A 26,490-nucleotide genomic window follows, 5' to 3' on the forward strand; every position below is an offset into this window, starting at 1 on the left:
AGTCGACCCGTGCTGCCAGTCCTCGCCCTGCACTTCGCGGTGGCGATCGGCGCGCCGTGGATCTTCCGGCGGTGGGGCCGTGGGTCGTTCTTCGCACTGGCCGCGGTGCCGGCCGGGTCGCTCGCGTGGCTGGCCTTCCAGTACCCGGCGGCCTACTCCTCCGGCATCAGCGAGACCTGGCCGTTCATCCCGGAGCTCGGCGTCGAGATAGCCCTCCGGCTGGACCCGCTCGCGTGGACGATGTCCCTGCTCATCCTCGGCGTCGGCGCGCTGGTCCTGCTCTACTGCTCCCGCTACTTCAAGCCGGGCGACGCCGGCCTGGGCGGCTTCGGAGGCCAGATGCTCGCGTTCGCGGGCGCGATGTTCGGGCTCGTCACCGCGGACGACCTCATCGCCCTCTTCGTCTTCTGGGAGCTGACGACCGTCCTCTCGTACCTGCTCATCGGGTACGCGAGCACCCGCCTCGGAGCGCGCCGCTCGGCCCTGCAGGCACTCGTCGTCACGACGGCGGGCGGCCTCGCGATGCTCGTCGGCTTCATCCTGCTGGGCGAGAGCGCCGGGACGTACCGCATCTCCACGATGCTCGAGCGCGCCCCGGAGCTCGCCGCCCAGCCCGCGACGGCGGCCCCGGTAGCGGTCGGCGCGCTGCTGGCCCTCGTCGGGGCCCTGAGCAAGTCGGCGCTCATCCCGTTCCACTTCTGGCTGCCCGCCGCGATGGCGGCCCCGACCCCCGTCTCGGCGTACCTGCACGCCGCGGCGATGGTCAAGGCCGGCGTCTACCTCGTGGCGCGCTTCGCGCCGGGGCTCGCCGGCACCGACTTCTGGCTCCCGGTGGTCCTCGGATTCGGCATCGCGACGATGGTGCTGGGCGGCTACCGCGCCCTGCGCCAGACCGACATCAAGCTCATCCTCGCGTTCGGCACCGTGAGCCAGCTCGGGTTCCTCGTGGCCGTCGTGGGCCTCGGCACCCCCGAGTCGGCGCTCGCGGGCCTCGCGATGGTCGTCGCGCACGCCCTCTTCAAAGCCGCCCTGTTCCTCGTGGTCGGCATCATCGACCACCAGACCGGGACCCGCGACCTCCGGCGCCTGTCCGGCGTCTTCCGGCGCTCGCGCGCGCTGGGCTGGACGGCCGTCCTCGCCGCCGCCTCCATGGCGGGGCTGCCCCTGTTCGGCGGCTTCGTCGCCAAGGAGGCGGTGCTCGAGGCGTTCGCGCATGCCCCCGTGGGAGGCGCGTGGGCCGGCGTCGTGCTCGCGGGCGCCGTGGCCGGCTCGGCGCTCACGGTCGCCTACAGCGCGCGGTTCGTGTGGGGGGCCTTCGCGCGCAAGCCCGGGGTCGAGGACATCCCCTTCACGCCGATCACCCCGCTCTTCGTCGCCTCGCCGGCGGTGCTCGCGCTCGCCGGGCTCGCCTACGGCGTGTGGCCCGCGGCCGTGGACGCGTGGGCGGGCCCCTACGCGGAGCAGGTGGCCCTCGGTGCGGGCGCGCACGACGGCGGCGCTTCAGCGGGTGCCGTCCCGCACCTCGCGGTGTTCCACGGCCTCGGGCTCGCCCTCGCGCTCTCCGCGGTGTCCTGGCTCGTGGGCGCGGTCCTGTTCGCCGCCCGGTCGGCCGTGGCCCGCGCGCAGGAGCTGCTCGGCCCGCCCGTCGACGCTGAGCGGTCCTACCGCTCCATCATCGGGGCCCTGGACGACGCCGCGATCTGGGTGACCGGCCGTACGCAGCGCGGTTCGCTGTACTTCTACCTCGCCGTCATCCTCACGGTCGCCGCAGCCGTGCCGTTCGCTGTGCTGGTCACCGGCACCGTGAGGATGCCCGGTCAGGGGCAGATGGTCCTGCTGGACCCGAAGTCCCCGCTCCAGCCCGTGATCGCCCTCGCCGTCGCCGTGGGCGCGCTCGCGGCCGTCCGGGCCAACAAGCGCTTCCTCGCCGTCCTCATGGTCTCCATCACCGGGTACGGGATCGCACTCCTGTTCGCGCTCCAGGGCGCCCCCGACCTCGCCCTGACCCAGATGCTCGTCGAGACGATCGTGCTCGTCGCGTTCATCCTCGGCATGCGCCGGCTCCCGCCGCAGCTGCGCGACCGCACGGGCGGGCGCTACCGCGCGGTGCGGATCGTCGTCGCCCTCGCGTTCGGCAGCGCGGCGGTCCTCGCGGGGCTCGCGGCCATGGCCGCGCGGACGGCCACCCCCGTCTCGCTCGGGTTCCCCGAGCTGGCCTACTCGGGCGGCGGCGGACTGAATGTGGTCAACGTGACGCTCGTGGACATCCGCGCGTGGGACACGTTCGGCGAGATCTCCGTCCTCGCGCTCGCGGCAACCGGGATCGCGAGCCTCATCTTCGTCCGCGTGCGGCACCGCGACCTCGGGTCGGTCGATTCCGTCGAGACCGGCAGCGTGGGCAGGGTCCGCGGCGTCGAGGCCCTCTCGCGCGACGCCGCCGAGCTCTCCGTCGCGCGCACGTTCGCGACCGTGGCCCGGGACGCGTGGCTCGTGGCGGGGCGCACGCTCGCGCCCGAGCGCCGATCCATCATCTTCGAGGTCGTCACCCGGCTCGTGTTCCACAGCATGGTCATCGTGTCCGTGTACCTGCTGCTCGCGGGCCACAACTTCCCGGGCGGCGGCTTCGCGGGCGGCCTGCTCGCGGGCCTCGCGCTCACCGTCCGCTACCTCGCGGGCGGCCGGTTCGAGCTGCGCGAGGCCGCCTCGGCGAGCCCGGGCGCGATCCTGGGCACGGGCCTCGCAACCGCCGCGCTCTCCGGCGCCGTGCCGCTGGCCTTCGGCGGCCAGGTCTTCCAGAGCGCGATCATCGAGCTGTGGCTCCCCGTGTTCGGGGACGTGAAGTTCGTGACGTCCACGATCTTCGACATCGGCGTCTACCTCGTCGTCGTGGGCCTCGTCGTGGACGTCCTGCGGTCGCTGGGCGCCCGCGTGGACGAGCAGATCGACGAGGACCAGCGCCGTGAGGCCAAGGCCGCCGCGAAGCGTGCCGAGCGCGAGGCGCCGCTCATGGCGGCCCCGTTCGGGCCCGGCCGCTCGGGCGCACCTGCAGGCCCCGAGCAGAACGGAACGGACCAGCGATGACGGCCAACCTGACCCTCCTGATCCTGGCCGGGCTGCTCTTCGCCACCGGGATCTACCTCCTCCTCGAGCGCTCCCTCACGAGGGTGCTCCTCGGCCTCATGCTCCTGACCAACGGAGCGAACGTGCTCCTGCTCGCCTCCGGCGGCAGTGCCGGCCTCGCGCCGTTCTTCTCCAAGGGGACTGACCCCGCCGAGTACAACGACCCGCTCCCGCAGGCACTCATCCTGACTTCGATCGTCATCTCCTTCGCGGTCACGGCCTTCATGCTCGCCCTCATCTACCGCACGTGGCAGCTGGGCCGGCTCGACGTGGTCCCCGACGACATCGAGGACCGCCGCGTGGCCGCGCAGTCCAGCTGGGACGCCGAGGACGACGCGGACGTCCCCGAGGACCTGTCCGAGTTCGTGAGCCCCGAGGAGGCCGCGGCGGCGGACCAGGCGGCGCTCGCGACGCCGGATCCCCGCCGCCATGGCGACGACGCCGAGCCTGCGCAGGCCCACTCGGCCCTGCGCAAGGAGGGCGAGCGCGAGTGAACATCGCAAGCTTCGCGCCGCTCGCCGTCGCCCTCCCGATCTTCGGGGCGGCCCTGGCCTTCCTCCTGCTGCGGCAGGAGCGCGCCCAGCGGATCGTCACGATCTCGGTGCTGAGCCTGACGCTCGCGCTCGAGGCGCTGCTCCTGGTATCGGTGTGGGAGGGCGGCACGGCCGCCGTGATGATCGGCGGATGGGCGCCGCCGTTCGGCATCACGATGGTCGTGGACCAGTTCTCCTCGCTCATGCTCGTGGTCTCGACCACGGTGAGCCTGGCGGTCCTCGTCTACGCCACCGGGCAGGGCATGGCCGACGGGGACAAGGACGGGCCGATCTCGGTGTTCCACCCGAGCTACATGATCCTCGTCGCGGGCGTCTCGAACGCCTTCCTCGCCGGGGACCTGTTCAACCTGTACGTCGGGTTCGAGATCCTCCTGACCGCGAGCTACGTGCTCATGACGATGGGCGGCACCGGGCCGCGCATCCGCGCAGGGGTGACGTACGTCGTCGTGAGCGTGGTGTCCTCGCTGCTGTTCCTCGTCGCGATCGCGATGGTCTACTCGGCCACGGGCACGGTGAACATGGCCGACCTCGCGGTGAAGCTCGGCGACCTCGACCCGGGCATGCAGACGCTCCTGCACTCCATGCTCCTGGTCGGGTTCGGGATCAAGGCCGCCGTGTTCCCGCTCTCCTTCTGGCTCCCAGACTCCTACCCCACGGCGCCCGCGCCGGTCACCGCCGTGTTCGCCGGCCTGCTGACCAAGGTGGGCGTGTACGCGATCGTGCGCACCGAGACGCTCCTGTTCCCCGGGGAGACGCTCAACGTCCCGCTCATGGTCGTCGCGCTAGCGACCATGGTCGTCGGGATCCTGGGCGCCCTCGCGCAGACGGACATCAAGAGGCTCCTGTCCTTCACCCTCGTGAGCCACATCGGGTACATGGTCTTCGGCGTGGCCCTGAGCTCGGTGCTCGGGCTCGCCGCGGCGGTGTACTACGTGGCGCACCACATCACCGTCCAGACGTCGCTGTTCCTCGTCGCCGGCCTGATCGAGCGCCGCGGCGGCTCCTCCAACACCGACCGCCTCGCCGGGCTCGCGAAGCTCTCACCGCTGCTGGCGCTGCTGTACTTCCTCCCCGCGATGAACCTCTCCGGCATCCCGCCGCTCTCGGGGTTCCTCGGCAAGCTCGGGCTCCTCCAGGCCGGAGTGCAGCTCGGGACGCCGCTCGCGCTCGTCCTTGTCGCCGCGGGCGTCGTCGTGAGCCTGCTGACGCTGCTCGCGATGGCCCGGGTGTGGAGCCGCGTGTTCTGGCGGCGGCCCGACGACGCCGAGAACCCTGACCCGGCGCTGCTCGCCCCCGCGGCGGCCCGCACCCTGCCCCGGTCGATGGTCGGCGCGACGGCGGGGCTCGTCGTCGTGGGCCTGGCCCTGACCGTGTTCGCGGGGCCGCTGTTCCGGCTCAGCGAGCAGTCGGCCCAGGAGATGCTCGACCGCACGGGCTACATCACCGCCGTGCTGGGCCCCGATGCCGCCGCGCGCGCGGCGGCGAACCTGCAGTCCGGTGCCGAAGCAGCCGCCCCGGGCGGGACAGGGGGCGCACCGTGAGCCGGAGCCGCATCTCGCTGAAGAAGGAGCTCCCGCTCCTCGCCTGGCTCGTCGTCGTGTGGGGCGGGCTGTGGCAGGACTTCTCGGCGGGCAACCTCGTGTTCGGTGCGCTCATCGCGCTCGTCGTGACCCGGCTGTTCTACCTGCCCCCCGTCGAGCTCAGCGGCCGGTTCAACGTGCTGCACGCGCTCCGCTATGCCTTCGTGTTCGTGTGGCAGGTGGTGGTGGCCAGCGCGCAGCTGATCTGGCTCGCGTCCACCAAGGGGCCGAACGTGCGCAGCGCCGTCGTCGCCGTGCCGCTGCGCAGCCACGCCGACCTGATGGTCACCGCGACCGGGCACGTCATCTCGCTCGTCCCGGGGTCCCTCGTGGTCGACGTCGACCGCGCCAACGCGACCCTCTACGTCCACTACATCAACGTGGAGGACGCCGCGGGCGCTGAGCGCGTCCGCCGCGACGTCCTGGCTGCGGAGGCCGAGCTCATCCGGATCATGGGGACCAAGGAGGAACTGGAGCTGCTGCGGGAAGAACAGCACCTGGAGCGGATGGCCTCCGCAGAGCCCGGCCAGGGAGGAATCCGATGAGCGGGGCCGCCTCCGCGGTCATGCCCGTGGTCCTCGTGGTCTGCAGCGTCCTGCTGTCCCTCGCCGCGTTCGGGGCCATCGTCCGCATGATCAAGGGGCCGGCGCTCCTGGACCGGGTGCTCGCCGCGGACGTCCTGCTGGTCGTCCTGGCCTCGGCCCTGGCCATCGACATGGCGGCGAACCGGCACACCGACCACCTCGCGCTCATCGTGGCCATCACGCTGATCGGCTTCATCGGGTCCGTGACCGTTGCCCGCTTCGTCCAGGACCGGAGGCGGCCATGACCCCCGAACTCGACGCCGCCCTCACCTGGGCCGCCGGCGTGCTCATGGTCGTGGGCTCCGCGCTCTCGCTCGGGGCCGCCTTCGGCATCCTGCGCTTCCCCGACCTCCTGACCCGCATGCACGCGGCCACGAAGCCGCAGGTGCTCGGGTCGCTGATGCTGCTCACCGCCGTCGGGCTCCAGCTGCGCACGTGGGCGCTCGTGCCGGTGCTCGTCGTCGCGTGGATCTTCCAGCTGCTCACCGTGCCCGTGTCGGCCCACATGCTCGGGCGCTCCGGCTACCGCACCAAGCACCTGGACAAGGCCCGCCTGTCCGTCGACGAGCTCGAGGAGGTCGTGGCCCGCGTGGAGCGCGGCGGGCCAGACGGCGCCCATGGCGCCCACGGCGGCGCGGCAGCCGGGGCCGCGGGCGCAGGGCACGACGGCGGCTCCCCACCGCGCGCCTGAAGGGCGCCTGAAGGCTAGACGACCTCGGGCGTGGACTTGTAGCGGGCGATCGCGCGCTGCGTGTACCGCTGGGCGAGCGTCTGGATCACCGCGCCGACGCCCGCGGAGACGAGCGCGAACACGAGCGTGTCCCTCAGGCTCTCCTCGAGGTTCGTCGCGTCTTTCGGAGGGGCATGGCCGGTGCTCTTCTGCCAGGCGAAGTCGACGAGCTTCGTCGCCAGGATTCCGGCGCCGATGCTGATGGCCGTGCCGAGGAGCTTGATGAGGATGCTCATGACCGCCAGCCTAGCGCCCCGCGGGTAGACTGGACCGTACACACGACAGGGGAGCGTCGCCCCGACGCACGGCACAGGGCCGGGCGGCAAGGCGAAGGACGCTGAGAGTGCGGGATACCGCAGACCCTCGAACCTGCTCCGGCTAGTACCGGCGAAGGGAGTCGAGCATCTCAAGGCAGCAGCCGCTGCCTTCCCCTCCTGAGTCACAGGAGGACCAGCAATGTCTGCAATCAATGCGGCGCCGGCCAAGCACTCGTACAGCTGGCGCGTCGTCGACATCGTCGTCGCCGCAGTCGTCTCGGTGGCGTGCGGCGTCATCTTCTGGCTGTGGGACCAGGGGTACGTGGGCGTGCAGGCGGCGACGGCCGCCTTCGCGCCGCTGGGCGGCCTCTATGCGGGCGGCTGGGTCATCGCCGGCGTTCTCGGCGGCCTCATCATCCGCAAGCCCGGAGCCGCGCTGTTCTGCGAAATCCTCGCGGCCGTGGTCGAGGCGCTCCTCGGGTCCCAGTTCGGCCTCGCCGTGCTGCTCTCGGGCCTCGTCCAGGGCGCGGGCGCGGAGCTGGCCTTCGCGGCCCTCCGCTACCGCCGCTGGAACCTCGGCGTCGCGCTGCTCGCCGGCGCCCTCTCGGGCCTCGCGCTCGGCGTCTCCGAGGTCATCATCTACTTCCCGGAGTGGGAGTTCGGCTGGCAGGCGCTCTACACGGTGCTCGCTGTCATCTCCGGCGCCGTCATCGCCGGGCTGCTGAGCTGGCTCGCCGTCCGGGGCCTCGCCAGGACGGGCGCGCTGTCCGCGTTCGCGGCCGGCCGCACTGCGGACGTCTGACGTGCCGGGGGCCTCGGGCGCTGCCCGTCGCGGTCCGGCCGGGGTGACGGCCCGCGGCTGGGGCTGGCGGCACGCCGGCCGCAAGGCCTTCGCGGTGAGCGGCCTGGACCTCGACATCGCGCCCGGGGAGCGCGTCCTGCTCCTGGGCGCGTCCGGGGCCGGGAAGTCCACCCTCCTGCACGCGCTCGCCGGAGTGCTCGGCGCCGCGGAGGAGGGCGAGGAGCACGGCTCGCTCACGGTCGACGGCGTGCCCGCGCCCCTCGCGCGCGGCCGCGCCGGCCTGGTCCTGCAGGACCCGGAGGGGCAGATCGCCATGGCCCGCGTGGGGGACGAGGTCGCGTTCGGCTGCGAGAACCTCGCCGTGCCGCGGGAGCAGATCTGGCCCCGCGTGCACCGCGCCCTCGACGACGTGGGCCTCGCCGTCCCGCTCGACCACCCGACGTCGTCCCTCTCCGGCGGCCAGAAGCAGCGGCTCGCCCTCGCGGGGATCCTCGCGATGGAGCCGGGCCTCGTGCTGCTCGACGAGCCGACCGCCAACCTCGACCCTGCCGGCGTCGAGGAGGTCCGTGACGCCGTGCGCCGCAGCCTCGAGCGCACCGGGGCGACGCTCGTCGTCGTCGAGCACCGCGTCTCGGTGTGGGCGGACCTCGTGGACCGGGTCGTGGTGCTCGACGCACCCCACGGGCCCTCCACGTCCTCCGTGGGGAGCCTCCTCGCCGACGGGCCGCCGGACGCCGTGCTCGCCGACCGCGGCGCACGACGCCGGCTGGCCGCCTCGGGCGTGTGGGTGCCGGGCTGGCACCCCCTCACCGGGGAGGAGCCTGCACGGCCGCTCCGCGACCGGAGCCGAACGGCGGTTGAGCGCAGTCGAAACCCAGGCGTCCTCCTCGCAGGCGAGGCGCTCGCCGTCGGCCGCTCCACGAAGGCCCCGCCGACGGTGACCGGGGTAGACCTGAGGCTCCGCGCGGGGCACGCCGTGAGCGTGACCGGGCCGAACGGGGCCGGGAAGTCCACGCTCGCGCTCACCCTCGCCGGCCTGCTCCCGGCGCTCGGGGGTTGCGTCGACGCCCTCGCCCCGCTCGCTGCCGGCGCCTCGGCCAACCCCTACAAGTGGCGCTCGGCCCAGCTCGTGACCCGGATTGGCAGCGTGTTCCAGGAGCCCGAGCACCAGTTCCTCACGCCGCGCGTGATCGACGAGCTCGAATTCGGCCCGCGCCGTGTGGCCCGCATGGGCGAGGCCGAGGTGCGCGCCGCCGTCGACCCCCTCCTCGAGCGGCTGCGCCTGACCAAGCTGGCCGGCGCGAACCCGTTCACGCTCTCGGGCGGGGAGAAGAGGCGCCTTTCCGTGGCGACCATGCTCGCCACCAGCCCGCGCATCCTCATGCTGGACGAGCCGACGTTCGGCCAGGACGCCCTCACGTGGGCCGAACTCGTGAAGCTGCTCGCGGAGCTGCTCGACCAGGGCACAGCCCTGCTGGCCGTGACGCACGACGAAGACTTCACCACGGCCCTGTCCGACTCCGTGTACCGCGTGGACAGCGGGCGGGCGGCCCTCGTGGAGGCCGCCGCATGAGCGCGGGCACGCCGGGCGCCGGCAGCGCCGACATCCTCACCCCGGTGACCCCCAATTCGGTCCTGGCCCGGGCGAATCCCGTCGCGAAGCTCGCGGCCGGTCTCTGCATCACGGTGGCGCTCCTGTTCAGCGTCGACTGGGTCTCCGCCTCCGTGGCGCTCGCGTGCGAGCTCGCCCTCGTGCCGCTGCTCGGGGTGCGGCCGTGGACGCTGGCCCGGCGGACCTGGCCGCTGGCCGCCGCCGCGGCGCTCGCGGCCTATTCGACGGCTCTGCTGGCCGCGAAGACCGGCCCGGTCTGGCTCCAGCTCGGCCCGGTGGTGATGACCGAGCACTCGGTGCTCGCCGGCGTCGCGATCGGCCTGCGCGGCCTCGCGATCGCCCTCCCCGGGGTCTTCCTGCTGTTCTCCACCGATCCGACCGACCTCGCCGACGGGCTGGCCCAGAAGCTGCGCCTGCCGAGCCGGTTCGTGCTCGGCGCCCTGGCGGGCATGCGCCTCGTGGGGCTCCTCGTGGACGAATGGCGCACGCTCGGCCTCGCCCGGCGGGCCCGCGGCGTGGGCACCGGGCACAGCTATGTGGCACGGTCCCGGGCCTTCCTCGGGCAGGCGTTCGCGCTGCTCGTGCAGGCCATCCGCCGGGCCACGCGGCTCGCCGTCGCCATGGAGGCGCGCGGCTTCGGGGGCATGGTGGACGGGCGGCCGGCCCCGCGCACCTGGGCCCGCGAGTCCAGCTTCTCCCGCCTCGACGCCTGGGTGGTTGCCGCGGGCGTGCTGATCGCGGCGCTCGCCGTGGGGGCCGCCGTCGTGCTCGGCACGTGGAACGTGGTCTGGGGCTAGTGGGCGCGGCCACTGGCGCGGCCGCCGCTGCGGTGGGATCGTGGCGGGGGAGGAACCCTGCAGCAAGGAGCCTGAGATGTTCGAAATCGCGTCCTCCATGTCCAGCTTCAGCGTCGATGACCTCGAGAAGGCCCGCGAGTTCTACGGCGGGACCCTCGGATTCGACGTCCGGGACCAGATGGGCGGCCTGCATGTCACCGCGCCGGGGGGCCAGAGGATCTTCCTCTATCCCAAACCCGACCACCAGCCCGCCACGTTCACCGTCCTGAACCTCATCGTCCCGGACCTCGACGCGGCGCTGGCCGAGGTCGAATCGATGGGCCTCTCCCTGCAGAAGTACCCGAGCACTCCCGAGATGCCCGTCGACGACCGGGGCGTCCTGCGGGACCCGGAGACCGGCCACGGCATCGCGTGGATCGCGGACCCCGCCGGGAACGTCATCGGGATCACGAGCGGCTGACACGGCCCGAGCGGGGCACCTTATCTCATGGATTTCTGTTACCCGTCGGTGCAGACGTGATTTTCACTCGTCGGACGGCCTGAATTGGGGCTTCGTATAGCAAGCATGATATTTTTGTGGGCATGGCCCAACAGACCGCAGAGACCGTAGGCGTGCTGCTCCGCACCGTCCGCTCCGACCGGGGCTGGACCCAGGGGCAGCTCGCCGCCGAGCTGGGGACGAGCCAGAGCGCCGTCGCCCGCATGGAGCAGGGCAAGCAGAACCTGAGCCTGAAGATGATCCAGCGGATCGAGGACATCCTCGGCCGCCAGATCGTGAACGTCGGCGCGCCCAAGATGACCCACCTGAGGGTCGAGGGCGGGCGCCGCCTCTCCGGCTCCGTCGACGTCAACACCTCCAAGAACGCGGGAGTCGCCCTGCTGTGCGCCTCCCTCATCAACCGGGGCACGACGACGCTCCGCAGCCTCGCGCGCATCGAGGAGGTCAACCGGATCGTCGAGGTCCTGACCTCGATCGGCGTCGAGTGCGTCTGGCTGCCCGCGGCCGACGGCGAGCCGCGCGACCTGCAGATCCGCCGCCCCGCCGTCCTGAACCTGGACGGCATGGACGTCGAGGCAGCGCGCCGCACCCGCAGCGTCATCATGCTCTTGGGCCCGCTGCTCGACGAGCGCAGCGAGTACAAGCTCCCCTACGCCGGCGGCTGCGACCTCGGCACCCGCACGGTCGAGCCGCACATGCAGGCGCTGCGCGAGTTCGGACTGGCCGTGGAGGCCACCGCCGGGTTCTACACCGTCCGCGCGCCGGAGGCGGACCGCGCCGACCGCTCCTTCGTGCTCACCGAGCGCGGCGACACGGTCACCGAGAACGCCATCATGGCCGCGGTCCACCGCGAGGGCGTGACGGTGATCCGCAATGCGAGCCCGAACTACATGGTCCAGGACCTGTGCTTCTACCTGCAGGCCCTCGGGGTGCAGATCGAGGGGATCGGCACCACCACGCTGAAGATCCGCGGCAGGGCCCGGATCGAGGCGGACATCGACTACTGGCCCTCCGAGGATCCGATCGAGGCGATGAGCCTCATCACCGCCGCCATCGTCACCGGCTCCGAGGTGACCGTGCGGCGCGTGCCCATCGAGTTCATGGAGATCGAGCTCGCCACGCTTGCGACCATGGGCCAGAAGCTCGTCATCTCGGGCGAGTACACGGCCCGCAACGGCCATACGCGGCTCGTGGACGTCACGACCATTCCGTCCGAGCTCCACTCGCCCGCGGACAAGATCCACCCCATGCCCTTCCCGGGCCTGAACATCGACAACCTGCCCTTCTTCGCCGTCATCGCGGCGAACGCGACCGGGCAGACCATGATCCACGACTGGGTCTACGAGAACCGCGCCATCTACCTCACGGAGCTCAACCGGCTCGGCGCGAACGTGCAGCTCCTCGACCCGCACCGCATCTACGTCAACGGTCCCACCAAGTGGCGCGCCGCCGAGGTGGGCTGCCCGCCCGCCCTGCGCCCGGCGGCGTGCATCCTGCTGGCCATGCTGGCCGCGCGGGGCACGAGCGAGCTGCGGAACATCTACGTCATCGAGCGCGGGTACCAGGACCTGGCCGAACGGCTCAACTCGATCGGCGCGCGGATCGAGTACTTCCAGGGCTGAGCCCAGCGAGCCCCCCGGGCGGTTGAGGGGATGGGGCAGGATGGGTCCATGGCTGACACCGACAGCACGACGACCAGCAACCCCACCCCCGGCACCGCCTACCGCGCCATCATGTACAGCGCGACGGGCCCGTCCTCCGTCCTGACCCTGCGCGAGCGCGCCCTTCCCGAGCCCGGCGAGGGGCAGGTCCGGGTCCGCATCGCTGTCGCGGGCGTCAACCCGACGGACTGGAAGGCCCGCGCCGGCGGCACCTACCCGGGCGCCCTCGAGGGCTGGCACGTGCCCGGCCAGGACGCTGCGGGGACGGTCGACGCCGTCGGGCCGGGTGTCGAGGGCCTCGAACCCGGGCAACGGGTCTGGCTCTGGGACGTCGCGTACGGGGGCACCGAGGGCACGGCGCAGGAGTATGTCGTCGTGCCGGCGGACAAGGCGCAGCCCCTCCCGGACGGCGAGTCGTTCGAGACGGGCGCGTCCTTGGGCATCCCCGCCCTGACGGCCCACCGTGCGCTCACCGCGCGCGAGGGCGGTCCGGCCCGGCTCGCCCCGGGCGCGCTGAGCGGCACTACCGTCCTCGTGACGGGCGGCGCGGGCGCGGTCGGGCATGCCGCGATCCAGCTCGCGCGCTGGGCCGGCGCCACCGTCGTCGCCACGGTGAGCAGCGGCGAGAAGGCGGCGCTCGCCCGCGCGGCGGGGGCCGACGTCGTCGTCAACTACCGCGAGCAGGACGTCGCCGCAGAGGTGCGCCGCGTGGCGCGCGGCGGCGCGGAGCTGGTCGTGGACGTCAACGTCACCGCGAACATCGGCGCCGACCTCGCCGCGGTCGCGACCGGCGGCACCGTCTCCGCCTACGCCGGGACCGGCGACGAGACGCTCACCCTGCCGGTCCGCGCCGCGATGGGGAAGAACGTGCGGCTCCAGTTCATCCTCACCTACACCGTCACCGGGGCCCAGAAGCACGACGCCGTTGCCGCCGTCGGCGCGGCCCTCGCCGACGGCGCGCTCAGGGTCGGCCAGGAGCACGGCCTGCCGCTGACCCGGTTCCGGCTCGAGGAGACGGCAGCCGCGCACGACGCCGTCGAGGGAGGGCTGGTGGGCAAGGCCCTCATCGACGTGTGAGCCGCGCGTAGAGCGCCATGAGCCGCGGCATCACGACATACGAGGCGACCGGGACGACCACGAGGGTCATCGCGAACACCTGCAGGACGGCCGGCCACGCGTGGACGAGCGGGCTGAGCACCGCCTGCGCCGCCAGCACGAGCGGGAAGATGGCCGCCCACGTGACGAGCGCCCGTTCGTGGACGTTGAGGAGGATGGGGGTCTTGGCGGGGGCTGCGGTGTGCATGGCGGGCTCCTCTCGGGTCTGGTGACTGTCGCTGATGCCTTCACGGTAGGCGTGGGGAGGGGGCCCGGGCATCGGTGCATCCACCCAGGTGCGTACTCATCCGGACGCCGCTGGACCCCCCTCGCCGGCGCGCGGATACTGGCAGCATGGCCACGGGATCAGCTCCCGCACCCCCGCGCGAGCCCGGCCGCGTCCCTGCTTCCGCCAGCAGCTTCAGGGGGCGCGCGCACGAGGTGGCCGCCGTCGTCGAGGCTCTCGGCGCCGGCCGGCTGGTGACGCTCACGGGCCCCGGTGGCGTGGGCAAGACCCGCGTCGCGCTGGCCGCCGTCGGCGCCGCCGCCGAGCGGTTCGGCCGGCCTGTCTTCGTGGACCTGACCAGGATCGGGGAGGGCTCCCCGGTCTCCCTTGCGGTCGCGGAGTCGCTGGGGCTGCGGGACCTCACCGACGAGTCCGCGCGCTCGGCGATCCTCTGGTGGCTCGAGGCCGGCGGGGCTCCCGGGGAGGTGCTGTTCGTCGTGGACAACGCGGAGCACGTCCTCCAGGACGCGGCCTCCCTCGTGGCGCTGCTGCTGGCCGGGTCGGAGGGCTGCCGGATCCTCGTCACGAGCCGCCAGCCGCTGCGCGTCGCTGGCGAGCGGGTCCTCGCGGTCGGCCCCCTGCCCGTGGACGACGCCGAAGCCCTCTTCTGGGACCGCGCCCTCGCCCTGCGCCCGTCGCTCCGGGACACACGCGAGGCGCGCGAGGCCTCCCGCGCCCTGTGCACGCGCCTCGACGGGCTGCCCCTCGCGGTCGAGCTCGCCGCCGCCCGGGCCTCCGTTCTCACGCCGCAGGAGCTGCTCCCGCGGCTCGACCGGCGGCTGGCCGCGCTGGGGACCGGACCGACGACGGCGCCGGCGCGCCACCGGACGCTGCGCGCGTGCATCGCGGGGAGTGTCGACACGCTCGGGGCGCAGGAGCGCGCCGTCTTCGAGGCGTGTGCCGTCTTCGCGAGCCCGTTCGACGCCGAGGCCGCCGCCGCCGTCGCCGACGCGACCCTGGACCACCTCGAGGAGCTCGTCCTGCGGTCCCTCCTGCAGACGGGCGAGGACGCCCGGGGCAGGACCACGTTCAGGCTCCTCGAGAGCCTGCGCGAGTTCGCCCGGGAAGGGCTCGAATCCTCGGGGACGCTCGAGGGCGCGCAGCGGCGTCACCTCGCCTGGCTCGGCTCCGTCTTCGGCGCCGCGACGTTCCCGTCGGTGCTCGAGGCGTCGCGGGCGGGGGAACGCTCTGACCTGCTGCCCGACCTGCGGGCGGCCCTGGACTTCGCGGTGCGTGCGGCGCCTGCCGAGGGTCTGCGGCTCATGGCGGCGACCCGCGAGCTCTGGTTCCGCAACGGCCAGGACGAGGGGCTGGGGTGGGCCCTCAGGCTCCTCGAGCGGCACCCCGCGCGGGACGAGGCTCGTGCCGCAGGGCTGGTGGTCGCCGCGAACCTGCGCACCGTCCGGCAGGAGACCGAGCTCGCGGGAGCGCACGTCGACGAGGCACTGGCGCTGCTCGACCCGCGGTCCGCGGAGGCCGCCGAGGCGCTGTTCTACCGTGCGGTGTCCCGGGCCCTCGGGCACGATCCGGAGGGCGCAGACCGCGCGGCCGTCGCGGCGATGGAGGCGTACGCCTCCCTCGGCGACGCGGCGGGGAGGAGCCGGGCGCTGTGCGCACGCGGCATGGCCGCCGTGTGGGGCCACCGCGAACAGGACGCCCTCGACATCCTCGAGGCCGCGTACCCGCTCGCCGCCGAGGCCGGGGATGCGTTCGCGCAGGGGGTCGCGCTCACCTATGGCGGCCTCGCCGAGTCGTCGCTGGGGCGCAGCGCCGAGGCCCGCGACAGGCTCTTCCGCGCAGTCGAGGTGCTGGCGGGGATCGGGGACGTCACGATGCGCGCGATCGCCCTCGCGCGGCTCGCGGCGCTGACCGTGCGGCGGGATCCGACGACGGCGGCGCGCGCCGCTGCGGCCGTCTCGCGGCGGGAGGGCGCCGGGGGGCGGTTCCACGAGATCTCCTCCGCGGACCTCGACCGCGTGCGCGCCACCGCGGATCTCCTCCTCGGCCCCGGGGGCCTCGCCGCGGCTTGGGGCGCGGGGGAGAAGCTCCGGTTCGCCGACGCGGCGGAGGAGCTGCGCGCCGTCTGGGAAGCGCACGACGCCGAGAGCCCCGCCGCCCTCACCGCGCGCGAGCTCGAGGTGGCAGAGCTGGTGCGCCGCGGCCTGGGCAATGCCGCGATCGCCGAGCAGCTGACGCTCTCGGCCCGGACCGTGGAGAACCACGTCGCCCACGCGCTGGCCAAGCTCGGGCTCCGCAGCCGGTCCGCGCTCGCAGTCTGGGCGGCGGAGCGTTCGGCGGAGCGTTAGGCGGAGCGGACTTCCTCAGCGCGCCAGCGCTGACTCGATGAGCGCGACGATCGCCGGGTCGTCCGGAGGGGTCTGCGGGCGGAAGCGGTGCACGCCGCCGTCGGGCATCACGAGGAACTTCTCGAAGTTCCACTGGATGCGGCCGGAGCGCCCGGCGGCGTCGGAAGCCCTCGTGAGCTCACGGTAGAGCGGGTGCGCCCCGCGTCCGTTCACCCAGACCTTCTCCATGACGGGGAACGTCACGCCCCAGGTCTGCGAGCAGTACTGCGCGATCCTCTCCGCGTCCCGGTACTCCTGGAGGAACTGGTTGCTGGGGAAGGCCAGGACGGTGAAGCCCCTGTCCCCGTAGAGGCTCTGGAGCTTCTCGAGCTGCTCGTACTGCGGCGCCAGGCCGCACCGGCTGGCCACGTTGACCACAAGCCGGACCTTTCCCGCCCACTCGCCGAACGTCGTCGTGCGCCCGTCGAGGGTCGTGACCGCGATGCCATCGAGTTCCATGCCGTCCTCCCGCTCTCACTGGGTCAAACGAATCGCGCGGCTGCCCGGTTCAGGCAGTGGGGACCTTCGGCACTTCTACGCAATGTAGAAGAGGCGCATCCTGAAGGTGGAGGCCCGCCCGGGCGGGCGGCTCTCCACCTGAGGAGGTGGCGACGATGCGGTCGTTGATGTGGAAGCTACGGATCGCCACGCTGTGGGTGTTCTACGCGGTGGGCATGATCCTCCTGTTCCTGCTGGTGCTCATGGAGCCCGGATTCATCGATGGGCTCCGCAACGGCCGGATCATGGAGATGGCGGTCGACAGCCCTGTGACGCTGGAGATGGCGGCGTTCGTGCTGGTCCCGCTGGTCCTGGCGTTCCTGACGTTCGTCCTGACGGACACCGTCGTGCGCTGGGCCAACGTGGTCGCGGGCGCGTTCTTCGGGGCCATGATGGTCTGGGACGTCTTCGAGCACTGGGGTGCCGCGGTGATGGCCGCGCCGGTGGTGTCCGAGCTGGTCGCGCTCTCCGGGCTCCTCGTCGTCGTGATGGCGCTGATGAAGCCGAAGGACGAGTTCGCCGAAGTCGAGCGCAAGGACGCCGACGCGCACCACAGGGGCCACACCCTGGCGGCCTGAGAAGCCGCGCACGAAGTGACCCCCAGAAGGTGACCCCCAGAAGGTGACCCCCAGACCGCAGTGGTCTGGGGGTCACCTTCTGGGGGTCACGTGCGGGGAAGGGTGCTGGGAGGCGGAGCCTCCGGCGGTCAGCCGACCTGGTCGGCCCTGACGAGGGCGATCTCCTCCTCGGTCTTCGGGTCGCGTCCGATCGCGAGGCCGACGATCGTGACCACGGACGCCACGGCCAGGTAGACCGCGATGAGGACCCAGCTCGCCGTGGCCTGGTACAGGGCGGTGAACACGAGCGGGGCGATGGCGCCGCCCACGACGCCGGCCAGCGTGTACGCGAGCGAGCTGCCGGCGTAGCGCAGCCGCGCCGGGAACTGCTCGGTGATGAACGCCGCCTGCGGGCCGTACATGAACGCGTGGAGCGCGAGGCCGACCACGACGCCGATGGTCAGGACGACCACGGACCGGCTCTGGACCGTGAGGAAGAAGACCGGGATCCACACGGCGGTCGCCGCGGCCGCGATGCCGTAGACGAGGCGGCGGTTGAAGCGGTCGGTGAGGGCGCCGGCGGCCGGGATCAGCACGAGCTGGAAGGCGGAGCCGATGAGGATCGCTGTCAGGACCGTGCCCGTGGTCATGCCGAGCTCCTTGGTCGCGTACACGGCAACGAAGACGGTGAACAGCGAGTAGAGGATGTCCGGGCTCAGGCGGGACAGGATCGCCGCGGCCAGGCCGCGCGGCTGCGTCCTGATCACTTCGGCGATCGGTGCCTTCGGCCGTTCCCCGTGGGCCTCGATGTTCTTGAAGACCGGGGTCTCCTCGAGCTTGAGGCGGATCACGAGGCCGAAGACGACGAGCAGGGCGGAGGCGAGGAAGGCGACGCGCCAGCCCCAGGAGAGGAAGGCGTCGTTGCTGAGGGTCGCGGCGAGCACGGCGAGGGCGCCGTTGGCGAGGAGGTTTCCGGCCGGCGGCCCGATCTGCGCCGCGGAGGACCACAGGCCGCGCCGGCTCGGGTCCCCGAACTCGCTCGAGAGCAGGACGGCCCCGCCCCACTCGCCGCCCACGCCGATGCCCTGCGCGAGGCGCAGCAGCACCAGGATCAGGGGCGCGACGGCGCCCACGGTGCCGTACGTGGGCAGGACGCCGATCAGCACGGTGGCGATGCCGATGAGCAGGAGGGTGACGACCAGGACGTGCTTGCGCCCGATCCGGTCGCCGAGGCGGCCGAAGATGATGCCGCCGATGGGGCGGGCGAGGTAGCCGATCGCGAAGGTGGAGAAGGAGAGCAGGAGCCCCACGAACTCGTCCCCGGAGGGGAAGAAGATCTTCGGGAAGACCAAGGCGGAGGCCACGGAGTAGATGGCGAAGTCGTAGTACTCGAGGGAGGTTCCGGTGAGGCTCGCGATGTAGGCCCTGATGGCGCCCGGGGGGATCTTGCGGGCCGCTGGCGGAGTACCGTGCGACGGTGCGTGGGTGCTCATGCTGGTGTCCTTCGTGGGGGGCGGTTTCTGGACGGCTGTGACGCTCATCTCATCGAGCGCATAGATCAAGCATGCACTACGACGTGAGTTTGTTCAACAATTCTGGGCGGAAGATTCGACGGCCAAGGGCCGTGCGCCCGTCGAAAGGGCGTCGACTGCTGTTCGTCGACCATCGCGGCCCGGCGCGAAGGCGGGTTTGTTGAACAACCAACGCCCGAGGAGCAGAGGCGGAAGGGTCAGGAGGCGTGCGCCTGTCCTTCGACGGCCTCGAGCAGCTGCAGCTCGGCGCGGTCGAGGTAGGTGACCATGGCCTCGGCTGCGGCGGTGTTGCGCCCGGCCTCGAGCAGCCGGGTGATCGTGGCGTTCTCCTCGACGTACGGCGCGTGGAAGCGGGGGTCGGAGCCCATCGTGGCGAACACGAGCCGCATCTCGGCGAGGATCTGCTCCATGAGCGCGTCGAGCCGCCCGCTGCCGGCCCGGGCCACGATTGCGCGATGGAACTCCTGGTTCGCCGTCGCCATCGCCGGGACGTCGCCAGCCTCGGCGGCCGCCCGGGCCCGGCGCACGACGGCGTCGAGCGCCTCCGCGGTCTGCGCCGGCGCCCAGAGCAGGCAGCTGGGCTCGATGAACCGCCGGACCCGGTAGATCTCCCGGATGTCCTCGGCCGTGGGATGCGAGACGAAGACGCCGCGGTTGGGGATGCGGGTGACGACGCGCTCCGTCGCGAGGGTCGCGAAGGCCTCGCGCAGGGTGTTGCGCGAGACGCCGAGGGCCTCGCGCAGCTCCTCCTCGGCCAGCTTCGCCCCGGGGGCGAGCTTTCCCTCGGTGATGGTGTGCCGCAGCTGGGCGGCGACCCATTGGCTCGTCTCGGCGTGCTTCGTGTTCCTCGCGGCGGCGCGCAGGGAGGAGAGGACTGCCTCGGACGTCATGGCCCCAGCCTAGTGGGGGAGCGGTCAGCCGATCGTCGTCAGGACGCTGCCCGCCGCGACGGCGTCGCCGGGGGCGGCCGCGTGCTCGCCGAGGGTGCCGGAACGGTGGGCGGACAGGGTCGTCTCCATCTTCATCGCCTCGAGCACCACCACGGCGGTCCCCTCCTCGACGCCCGTTCCGGGCTCCACGAGCCACTTCACCACGGTGCCGCCCATCGCGGCGGTGAGGTGGTCCGCGGAGGAGGCCGCGCCGTCGTGCGCGGGGACGGACGACGGCGCGGCGGCCGCTCCCGCCGCAGACCCCACCCCGGCCGCGGCGAGCCCCGCGAGGAGCGCGGCGGGCAGGCCCAGGGTGACCCGGCGCCCGTCGAGGTCGATGGCGAATGTCTGCCGCGGCGCGTCCGGAGGCGCGGGCGCGAACTCGGGGCTCGCGGCGAGCGCGTCCGCGAACTCGGACTCGATCCACGTGGTGTATATGCGGAACCCGTCGGCGCCGTCCTCCGCGGCGAAGGCCGGCTCCGCCACGACGGCGCGGTGGAAGGGCAGGACGGTCGGGAGGCCGGAGACCTCGAACTCGGCCAGGGCACGGCGGGCGCGCCGGAGCGCCTGCTGGCGGTCCGCGCCGGTGACCACGAGCTTGGCCAGGAGCGAGTCGAACTGGCCCGGCACGGTGGAGCCGTCGCGCACGCCGGAGTCCACCCGGATCCCCGGGCCGGTCGGCACCGCGAAGCGCGCCACCGTGCCCGGCGAAGGCAGGAAGCCGCGCCCCGGGTCCTCGGCGTTGATGCGGAACTCGATCGAGTGGCCGCGCGGCTCGGGATCCGTCAGGACGGGCAGCGTCCCGCCGGCCGCGATCGCGAGCTGCGCCGCCACGAGGTCGATCCCCGAGGTCTCCTCCGTGATCGGGTGCTCGACCTGCAGCCGCGTGTTCACCTCGAGGAAGCTGATGGTCCCCTGGCTGTCGAGGAGGTACTCGACGGTGCCCGCGCCGACGTAGCCCGCCTCGCGGCAGATCGCCTTCGCGGAGGAGTGGATGCGCTCGCGCTGCTCCGGGGTGAGGAACGGGGCCGGGGCCTCCTCGACGAGCTTCTGGTGGCGGCGCTGGAGCGAGCAGTCTCGGGTCCCGACGACGATGACGTTGCCGTGGGTGTCGGCGAGGACCTGGGCCTCGACGTGCCGCGGGCGGTCCAGGAACTTCTCGACGAAGCACTCCTCGCGCCCGAACGCGGCGCGGGACTCACGGACCGCCGAATGGAAGGACTCCTCGATCTCCCCGGCGGTCCGGGCCACCTTGAGGCCGCGGCCGCCGCCCCCGAACGCGGCCTTGATGGCCACCGGCAGCCCGTGCTCGGCGGCAAAGGCGCGCACCTCCTCGGCACTTTCGACCGGGCCGTCGCTGCCCGGGGCCAGCGGGGCGCCCGCTCGCACGGCGACCTCGCGGGCGCTGACCTTGTCCCCGAGGAGCCGGATCGTTTCGGGGGACGGGCCGATCCAGATCAGGCCCGCGTCGAGGACGGCCTGGGCGAAGTCCGCGTTCTCGGAGAGGAACCCGTAGCCGGGGTGGACGGCGTCGGCCCCGGACCGCTCCGCGACGTCGAGGATCTTGCCCGCGTCGAGGTAGGTCTGGGTGGGGGAGGTCCCGCCGAGGGCGTAGGCCTCGGTGCAGGCGGCGGCGTGGACGGCGTCGGCGTCCTGGTCGGCGTAGACGGCGACGCTGGCCAGCCCGGCGTCGTCGCACGCGCGGGCAATTCGGACGGCGATCTCGCCGCGGTTGGCGATGAGGACCTTACGCATCGGCATTTCCTTCGGAGGTCGTGGGGGCGGCGCTGGGCTGGGGCACGAAGCGCACCGCGGCGCCCGGTGGCAGCTGGGCCGCGAGATCGAGGTCGGCATCGACGACGACGCCGATCACCGGGTAGCCGCCGGTCACCGGGGCGTCGGCGAGGAAGAGGACGGGCAGGCCGCTCGCGGGGACCTGGAGGGAGCCGCGGGCGGTCCCCTCGCTCGTGAGCTCGCCCTCGCGGGACCGCTCCAGGGGTGCGCCGTCCAGCCGCAGGCCGACGCGGCTGGACTGCGGGGTCACGGTCCACTCCTCGTCGAACAGCGCCGCCTTGGACGCGTCGGTGAACCAGTCGTCGCGCGGGCCGGGCAGGACGCGGAGCTCGGTGACGGCTTCGGGGAGCTGCGGCGGGACCTCGGGATGCCCCACGACATGGGCGCCGCGCACCGGCAGCACCGCCAGCATCTGGCCGTCGGCCAGAGGGGCCGGTCCGATCCCGGAGAGCGAGTCGGCCGAGCGGCTGCCGAGCGCGGGCGGGACGTCGAGGCCGCCGCGCACCGCGACGTACGCCCGCAGCCCCGCGCCAGCGGTGCCGAGGGCCAGGGTCTCGCCGGCCAGCAGCGCGAACGGCTCGTCCCGCGGCGCCTCCCGCGCAGCGCCGTTGGGCGCGGTCGCCGTCAGGGTGGTCTCCGCGCCGGTGATCGCGAGGATCTGGTCGGCCTCAGCGCGGAGCTCAAGTCCGCCGAGCAGGACCTCGAGGGCAGCGGCCCCGGGCTCGTTGCCCACCATCCGGTTCGCGCGCCGCAGCGCCCCCCGGTCGAGCGCGCCCGAGACGCTCACGCCCAGCGCCGCGTGCCCTGGCCGCCCGAGGTCCTGCACCGTCGTCTGGAGCCCGGCGCGCACGACGACGAGTCCTCCTGACGCGGCCCGCGTCGCCGAGGCGTCGGCGTCCTCCGCGGCCCTGCCCCCGCCCTCCCCGGAATTGTCGGCTGCCCGTGGGTGCGCGGCGTCTGCACCCGCGGTAGGCCGACCATTCGCGGGGGTGGAGGCGGCGTGGGTGAGCGTTGCGCTCGCCCGGACGGGGACGAAGCGGACCCGGTCGCCGGGCTGGACCAGCGCGGGATCCTCGCGGGAGAGGTCCCACATGACCGCGTCTGTGCGCCCGATCAGCTGCCAGCCTCCGGGCGACTCCCGCGGGTAGACCGCCGTGTATGTTCCGGCCAGCGCCACCGACCCGGCGGGGACCGACGTCCTGGGCGAGGTCCGCCGCGGGACGGAGGGGGCGCCGTCGTGCGTCAGGTAGGTGAACCCGGGCGCGAAGCCGCCGAACGCGGCGTCCCACTCCTGCCCCGCGTGGGCGGCGACGAGGGCCTCGGGGCTCGAGCCGGTGAGCCGGGCGGCCTCGGCGAGGTCGGCGCCGTCGTACACGGTCTCGATCCGCACGAGCCGGCCGGGCTCCCGTTCGGCGTCCTCGAGGTGGAGCCCGCGGACGTAGTCGGCGGCGCGGGCGACGCCGGCGGCGGACTCCGCGACCACGAGGACCGTCGTCGCGGCGGCCACGACGTCGACCACGTCGAGCCGGCCGTCCCTCTGGGCCGCGGTGAGCTGGGATGCCAAGGCCAGGACGCTGCCGAGCGAGCGCAGCTCGACGAGCAGGGCCCGGTCCCCGGCGGGGCGCACTCCGACGATCGGGTTCACGAGGGTCTGGGCCATCACGCGAAGCTCTTGATCTCGACGCCCGCGTCCGTGAGGGCTGCGCGGATCCTGGCGGCCATGGCGACGGCACCGGGAGTGTCGCCGTGAACGCAGATGCTGTCCGCGACGACGATGACGTGGCTTCCGTCGACCGCGCGGACCTTGCCGTCGAGGAGGCGGAGGACGTGTTCAACGATCTCGTCGATGTCGTGGAGCACGGAGCCCGGCTCGCGCCGCGAGACGAGCCGACCCTCGGGCGTGTAGGCCCGGTCGGCGAAGGCCTCGGTGACCGTGCGCAGTCCGGCGGACTCGGCGGCGCGGCGGATCTCCGAGTCGGGCAGGACGAGGAGCGGGAGGGAGGGGGCGACCTCGGCGACGGCCTTCGCCACGGCCTTGGCCTGCGCCTCGTGGTGGACGATGGCGTTGTAGAGCGCGCCGTGCGGCTTGACGTACTTGACCTCGGTGCCCGCCGCGCGGGCGAGGCCCTGGAGGGCGCCTATCTGGTAGATGACCTCGTCGGTGAGCTCGCTCGCCGGGACGTCCATGAAGCGGCGGCCGAATCCGGCGAGGTCCCGGTATCCGGGGTGGGCGCCGACCGTCACGCCGGCGGCTGCCGCGGCCTCGCAGGTGGCGCGGATCTGGCGTGGGTCGCCCGCGTGGAAGCCGCAGGCGACGTTCGCGCTCGAGACGCTCGCGAAGATCGCCGCGTCGTCTCCGAACGTCCAGTTCCCGAACGATTCCCCGACGTCGCTGTTGAGGTCGATGGTGGCCATGGTGATCTCCGTCTCATCGGTGTGCTGCATCTAGCATGCACTATGAGGCGGGATTGTTCAACAATCTTTGGGAAGCTGCGGCGGCTCGGCGTCAGCGCTCCAGCACCACGTCCTCGGGCGTCTTGTCCGGCCGCCATCCCCGCCAGACGGGGTGGCGGAGCCGCCCGCCCGAGGTCATCTCCGAGTAGGACACCTCGCCGACGTACTTCGGTGTGACCCAGTGCGCGTCCCTCGCGTCCGCTGCCGGCATCTCCTCGAGGGGAGAGGTCTTCCGTTCGAGCGGCCGCAGTTTCGAGGAGATCTCGTCGAGCATCGCGTCCGTGAAGCCTGAGCCGACCCTGCCCGCGTAGACCAGCCGCCCGGCGTCGTCCGGGATGCCCACGAACAGCGATCCGAGCGTGGCGGCGCGGCTCCCGTTGCCCTCGCGCCAGCCGCCCACCACGACCTCCTGGGTGCGCTCGTTCTTGACCTTCACCCAGGCACCGGACCGCCGGCCGGGCTCGTAGCGCGAGCCGAGCCGCTTCGCGAGGATCCCCTCGAGGCCGTGCTCGGCGGAGGCGGCGAGGACGTGCTCGGCGTCGCCGTCGAACAGGGGGGAGAGCTGGACGTTCGCGGGCAGTCCGCCGTCGGCCAAGAGCTCGAGCGCGGCGCGGCGCTCGCGGAACGGGAGCCGGGTGAGGTCCCGGCCCTCGTACTCGAGGAGGTCGAACAGCACGATCCGCACCGGGACGTCGCGGCGTGCGCGTTCGACGTCGGCGGGCCGGGTCAGGTTCATGCGCTGCTGGAGCAGCCCGAAGTCCGGGCGGCCGTTCTTGTCCTGGGCGATGATCTCGCCGTCGAGCACGGCCGGCCCGAGCTCGGCGAGGCCCGCCAGTTCCGGGTACGTGGCCATCTGGTCGATCCCTTTGCGGCTCATGAGCCGCAGCGGCTCGGCGCGGGCGTCGACGATCGCGCGGATGCCGTCCCACTTCATCTCGAGCGCCCAGTCGTCGCCGCGCACCATCCCGAGGGCGCCCTGCTGGGCGAGCATGGGCGACGGCGCCGGGCCGGTCCGCACGGCGGGGGTGACGTCGGCGTCAGAAGGGGTGACGTCGGCGTCACGGGGGGTGACCTCGGCGGCAGAGGGGGTGTCCTCTGCGCCAGAGGGGGTGACGTCGGCGTCGGCAGGGGTGACGTCGGCGGGGCGGGAACCCTTCGCGTCGTGGCGCCAGTGTCCCTTCTCCTGGTCCTTCATGAGGTGTGCGAGCCAGTTCTCCTTCCCGCCCGAGTCGCCGCCGCCGTACCCGCCATCGGGGTGGATGAGCGCGAGCCGGACCCCCTCGCCGGGCCGCCCCAGCCCGGCGGCCACCCCGCGGAGGCCGCCGCCCTCGCGCCCGTGCAGCACGACGATGATCTCCTTGCCGTCGATCCACTTCTCGACCTCGTACGTCCCGGTGTCCCACACGGACATCTCTCCGGCGCCGTATTCGCCCTTCGGGATGGTCCCAGTGAACGTGAGGTACTCGATCGGGTGGTCCTCGGTGTGCACGGCGAGGTGGTTCGCGCGGGTGTCCGTGGGGATGCCCTTCGGGATCGCGAATGAGGCCAGCACGCCCTCGTGCTCGAGCCGCAGGTCCCAGTGCAGCCGCCGTGCGTGGTGCTCGTGGATCACGAACGCGTCGCCGCGGCCGGGCGTGGGCGCCTCGAGGGGGACGGGCTCGGGGGTCTTGGCGGCGTCGCGCTTGGCGCGGTACTCGGTCAGCGGGTCGGCGGACGACGCCGCGCGGCCGCCGCCGTCGTCGTCCTCGCCTGACGCGCGCGCACCCGAACGCGAGGCGGCCACGGCGGAGGCGCGGGACCGTGGCTGGGACGAGCGTGCGCCGTCGTGCTCCGACAGTGCCGGGGGGTGCAGCGGGGCGAACAGGTCCCCGAACGCCTCCAGCCGGGCCGCCATCTCGTCGTAGCGCACGTGTGCCAGATCCGGGGAGCCGATCTCCTCCCACGTCCTGGGCGCGGCGACCATGGGCTGGGCGCGGCCGCGCAGGGAGTAGGGGGCGATCGTGGTCTTCTGGCCGCTGTTCTGGCTCCAGTCGACGAGGACGCGGCCGGTGCGGAGGGTCTTCTTCTGGTCGGCGACGATGAGGTCCGGGTGGTCCGCTTCGAGGGACTTCGCGAGCTCGCGCGCGACCGCGGAGACCTGCTCCCATTCCTGCGTGCCGTCCAGCTTCGCGTAGAGGTGGATGCCCTTGGAGCCGCTCGTGACGGGCACGGACGTGAGTCCCATGTCGTCGAAGAGGGGCTTGACCAGGTGGGCCACCTCGACGCATTCCGGCAGGCCTGCGCCGGGGCCGGGGTCAAGGTCGATCACGAGCCGGTCCGGATTGATCATCGCGTCCTCCTCGACCGCGCGCCACTGCGGCACGTGGATCTCGAGGGCGGCGATCTGGGCGAGCCAGATGAGGGTGGGCAGGTCGTTGACCAGCGGGTACGTGTTGGTCGAGCGGCGGTGGTGGAGCGTGACGCGCTGGACCCACTCCGGGGTCGAGCGGTCGTCCAGGTTCTTCTGGAAGAAGACCTCTCCGGGCTCCTCCGCGGTCCCGACACCGTGCACCCAGCGCTTGCGGGTTGCGGGCCTGTCCCGCACCGCTGGGATCATCACCGCGGCGACGCTCCGGTAGTACTCGATGACGTCGCCCTTCGTGGTCCCGGCGTCCGGGTAGAGCACCTTGTCCAGATTGGACAGGCTGAGTCGGCGGCCCTCGATCTCGACGGTCTCGCGCTGCGGAGCCATGCGGTTACCCTCCCATGGGGTGCCTCGGGCGGGGAAGATGCCCCCCTGCACCTACCCGCCATGCGGCTGCTCG

General features: G+C 72.9%; 23 protein-coding genes and 1 riboswitch. Of the genes, 14 read left to right on the top strand and 9 right to left on the bottom strand.

Annotated elements, in window-relative coordinates; genetic code table 11:
* Window positions 1-9: 9 nt before the first annotated feature.
* From ACQ5BE_RS16745 to mnhG, 6 genes are read left to right on the top strand one after another with little or no spacing between them, the layout of a single operon-like run.
* On the top strand, window positions 10-3,081 hold the full coding sequence (locus ACQ5BE_RS16745; RefSeq protein WP_430298116.1) for a Na+/H+ antiporter subunit A: 3,072 nt from the start codon (window positions 10-12) through the stop codon (window positions 3,079-3,081).
* Window positions 3,078-3,614, top strand: a complete 537-nt coding sequence (locus ACQ5BE_RS16750) for a Na(+)/H(+) antiporter subunit C (protein WP_430298117.1) — start codon at window positions 3,078-3,080, stop codon at window positions 3,612-3,614. The genes ACQ5BE_RS16745 and ACQ5BE_RS16750 overlap by 4 nt, the downstream gene beginning before the upstream one ends.
* Complete coding sequence (locus ACQ5BE_RS16755; RefSeq protein ID WP_430298118.1) at window positions 3,611-5,215, top strand: Na+/H+ antiporter subunit D; 1,605 nt, start codon at window positions 3,611-3,613, stop codon at window positions 5,213-5,215. Before ACQ5BE_RS16750 ends, ACQ5BE_RS16755 begins: the two co-directional genes overlap by 4 nt.
* Window positions 5,212-5,799: a Na+/H+ antiporter subunit E gene (locus ACQ5BE_RS16760; protein WP_430298119.1), complete on the top strand. Its 588-nt coding sequence runs from the start codon at window positions 5,212-5,214 to the stop codon at window positions 5,797-5,799. Before ACQ5BE_RS16755 ends, ACQ5BE_RS16760 begins: the two co-directional genes overlap by 4 nt.
* Complete coding sequence (locus ACQ5BE_RS16765; RefSeq protein ID WP_255405338.1) at window positions 5,796-6,083, top strand: monovalent cation/H+ antiporter complex subunit F; 288 nt, start codon at window positions 5,796-5,798, stop codon at window positions 6,081-6,083. The genes ACQ5BE_RS16760 and ACQ5BE_RS16765 overlap by 4 nt, the downstream gene beginning before the upstream one ends.
* A complete protein-coding gene (gene mnhG, locus ACQ5BE_RS16770) occupies window positions 6,080-6,529 on the top strand; it encodes a monovalent cation/H(+) antiporter subunit G (RefSeq protein WP_430298120.1) in 450 nt (149 codons plus the stop codon). The genes ACQ5BE_RS16765 and mnhG overlap by 4 nt, the downstream gene beginning before the upstream one ends.
* A 14-nt stretch (window positions 6,530-6,543) precedes the next feature.
* Here mnhG and ACQ5BE_RS16775 read toward each other — a convergent pair whose 3' ends face one another.
* The gene (locus ACQ5BE_RS16775; protein ID WP_208710504.1) at window positions 6,544-6,804 is read right to left on the bottom strand and encodes a DUF4235 domain-containing protein; all 261 of its coding nucleotides are present in this window, start codon (window positions 6,802-6,804) and stop codon (window positions 6,544-6,546) included.
* 37 nt (window positions 6,805-6,841) lie between these two features.
* Window positions 6,842-6,981, top strand: a riboswitch (TPP riboswitch).
* Between the two features lie 43 nt (window positions 6,982-7,024).
* Between ACQ5BE_RS16775 and ACQ5BE_RS16780 the strand changes: the two genes are divergently transcribed.
* From ACQ5BE_RS16780 to ACQ5BE_RS16805, 6 genes are all read left to right on the top strand, one after another.
* Window positions 7,025-7,627: an ECF transporter S component gene (locus ACQ5BE_RS16780; protein ID WP_430298121.1), complete on the top strand. Its 603-nt coding sequence runs from the start codon at window positions 7,025-7,027 to the stop codon at window positions 7,625-7,627.
* A gap of 1 nt (window position 7,628) precedes the next feature.
* The gene (locus ACQ5BE_RS16785) at window positions 7,629-9,200 is read left to right on the top strand and encodes an ABC transporter ATP-binding protein (protein ID WP_430298122.1); all 1,572 of its coding nucleotides are present in this window, start codon (window positions 7,629-7,631) and stop codon (window positions 9,198-9,200) included.
* Window positions 9,197-10,036, top strand: a complete 840-nt coding sequence (locus tag ACQ5BE_RS16790; protein ID WP_430298123.1) for an energy-coupling factor transporter transmembrane component T family protein — start codon at window positions 9,197-9,199, stop codon at window positions 10,034-10,036. Before ACQ5BE_RS16785 ends, ACQ5BE_RS16790 begins: the two co-directional genes overlap by 4 nt.
* A gap of 76 nt (window positions 10,037-10,112) precedes the next feature.
* Window positions 10,113-10,496, top strand: coding sequence for a VOC family protein (locus tag ACQ5BE_RS16795; protein ID WP_430298124.1), 384 nt, complete (start codon window positions 10,113-10,115; stop codon window positions 10,494-10,496).
* A gap of 122 nt (window positions 10,497-10,618) precedes the next feature.
* Complete coding sequence (locus ACQ5BE_RS16800) at window positions 10,619-12,157, top strand: UDP-N-acetylglucosamine 1-carboxyvinyltransferase (protein ID WP_430298125.1); 1,539 nt, start codon at window positions 10,619-10,621, stop codon at window positions 12,155-12,157.
* Between the two features lie 48 nt (window positions 12,158-12,205).
* Window positions 12,206-13,273: an NADPH:quinone reductase gene (locus ACQ5BE_RS16805; protein WP_430298126.1), complete on the top strand. Its 1,068-nt coding sequence runs from the start codon at window positions 12,206-12,208 to the stop codon at window positions 13,271-13,273.
* Here ACQ5BE_RS16805 and ACQ5BE_RS16810 read toward each other — a convergent pair.
* A complete protein-coding gene (locus ACQ5BE_RS16810) occupies window positions 13,260-13,499 on the bottom strand; it encodes a hypothetical protein (RefSeq protein ID WP_430298127.1) in 240 nt (79 codons plus the stop codon). The two genes, ACQ5BE_RS16805 and ACQ5BE_RS16810, sit on opposite strands and share 14 nt — an antisense overlap.
* 146 nt (window positions 13,500-13,645) lie before the next feature.
* On the opposite strand from ACQ5BE_RS16810, the gene ACQ5BE_RS16815 reads away from it, so the two are divergent.
* A complete protein-coding gene (locus tag ACQ5BE_RS16815) occupies window positions 13,646-15,883 on the top strand; it encodes an ATP-binding protein (RefSeq protein ID WP_430298129.1) in 2,238 nt (745 codons plus the stop codon).
* A gap of 15 nt (window positions 15,884-15,898) precedes the next feature.
* Here the strand turns inward: ACQ5BE_RS16815 and ACQ5BE_RS16820 are convergent, their stop codons facing one another.
* Window positions 15,899-16,381, bottom strand: a complete 483-nt coding sequence (locus tag ACQ5BE_RS16820) for a glutathione peroxidase (protein WP_430298130.1) — start codon at window positions 16,379-16,381, stop codon at window positions 15,899-15,901.
* Window positions 16,382-16,536: 155 nt separating this feature from the next.
* Here ACQ5BE_RS16820 and ACQ5BE_RS16825 point away from each other — a divergent pair, with 155 nt between their 5' ends.
* Complete coding sequence (locus ACQ5BE_RS16825) at window positions 16,537-16,998, top strand: DUF6326 family protein (RefSeq protein ID WP_430298131.1); 462 nt, start codon at window positions 16,537-16,539, stop codon at window positions 16,996-16,998.
* A gap of 128 nt (window positions 16,999-17,126) precedes the next feature.
* On the opposite strand, the gene ACQ5BE_RS16830 is transcribed toward ACQ5BE_RS16825, so the two are convergent.
* The 6 genes from ACQ5BE_RS16830 to ACQ5BE_RS16855 all read right to left on the bottom strand — a co-directional run bounded on the left by ACQ5BE_RS16830 (window position 17,127) and on the right by ACQ5BE_RS16855 (window position 26,417).
* Window positions 17,127-18,470 carry an MFS transporter gene (locus tag ACQ5BE_RS16830; protein ID WP_430298132.1) on the bottom strand — a complete coding sequence of 448 codons (1,344 nt, stop codon included), beginning with the start codon at window positions 18,468-18,470 and terminating at the stop codon, window positions 17,127-17,129.
* 236 nt (window positions 18,471-18,706) lie between these two features.
* Window positions 18,707-19,399 (bottom strand): GntR family transcriptional regulator, encoded by a 693-nt coding sequence (locus tag ACQ5BE_RS16835; protein WP_430298133.1) that lies wholly within the window; start codon window positions 19,397-19,399, stop codon window positions 18,707-18,709.
* A 24-nt stretch (window positions 19,400-19,423) separates the two neighbouring features.
* Window positions 19,424-21,193 carry an acetyl/propionyl/methylcrotonyl-CoA carboxylase subunit alpha gene (locus ACQ5BE_RS16840; RefSeq protein WP_430298135.1) on the bottom strand — a complete coding sequence of 590 codons (1,770 nt, stop codon included), beginning with the start codon at window positions 21,191-21,193 and terminating at the stop codon, window positions 19,424-19,426.
* Window positions 21,186-22,892 (bottom strand): 5-oxoprolinase/urea amidolyase family protein, encoded by a 1,707-nt coding sequence (locus ACQ5BE_RS16845; protein WP_430298136.1) that lies wholly within the window; start codon window positions 22,890-22,892, stop codon window positions 21,186-21,188. The genes ACQ5BE_RS16840 and ACQ5BE_RS16845 overlap by 8 nt, the downstream gene beginning before the upstream one ends.
* Complete coding sequence (locus ACQ5BE_RS16850; protein WP_430298175.1) at window positions 22,892-23,647, bottom strand: LamB/YcsF family protein; 756 nt, start codon at window positions 23,645-23,647, stop codon at window positions 22,892-22,894. Before ACQ5BE_RS16850 ends, ACQ5BE_RS16845 begins: the two co-directional genes overlap by 1 nt.
* 91 nt (window positions 23,648-23,738) lie before the next feature.
* On the bottom strand, window positions 23,739-26,417 hold the full coding sequence (locus tag ACQ5BE_RS16855; protein WP_430298137.1) for an ATP-dependent DNA ligase: 2,679 nt from the start codon (window positions 26,415-26,417) through the stop codon (window positions 23,739-23,741).
* Between the last annotated feature and the right edge of the window lie 73 nt (window positions 26,418-26,490).

The organism is Sinomonas sp. B1-1 (assembly GCF_050474465.1).
In the GTDB taxonomy this organism is placed as follows: Bacteria; Actinomycetota; Actinomycetes; order Actinomycetales; family Micrococcaceae; genus Sinomonas; species Sinomonas flava.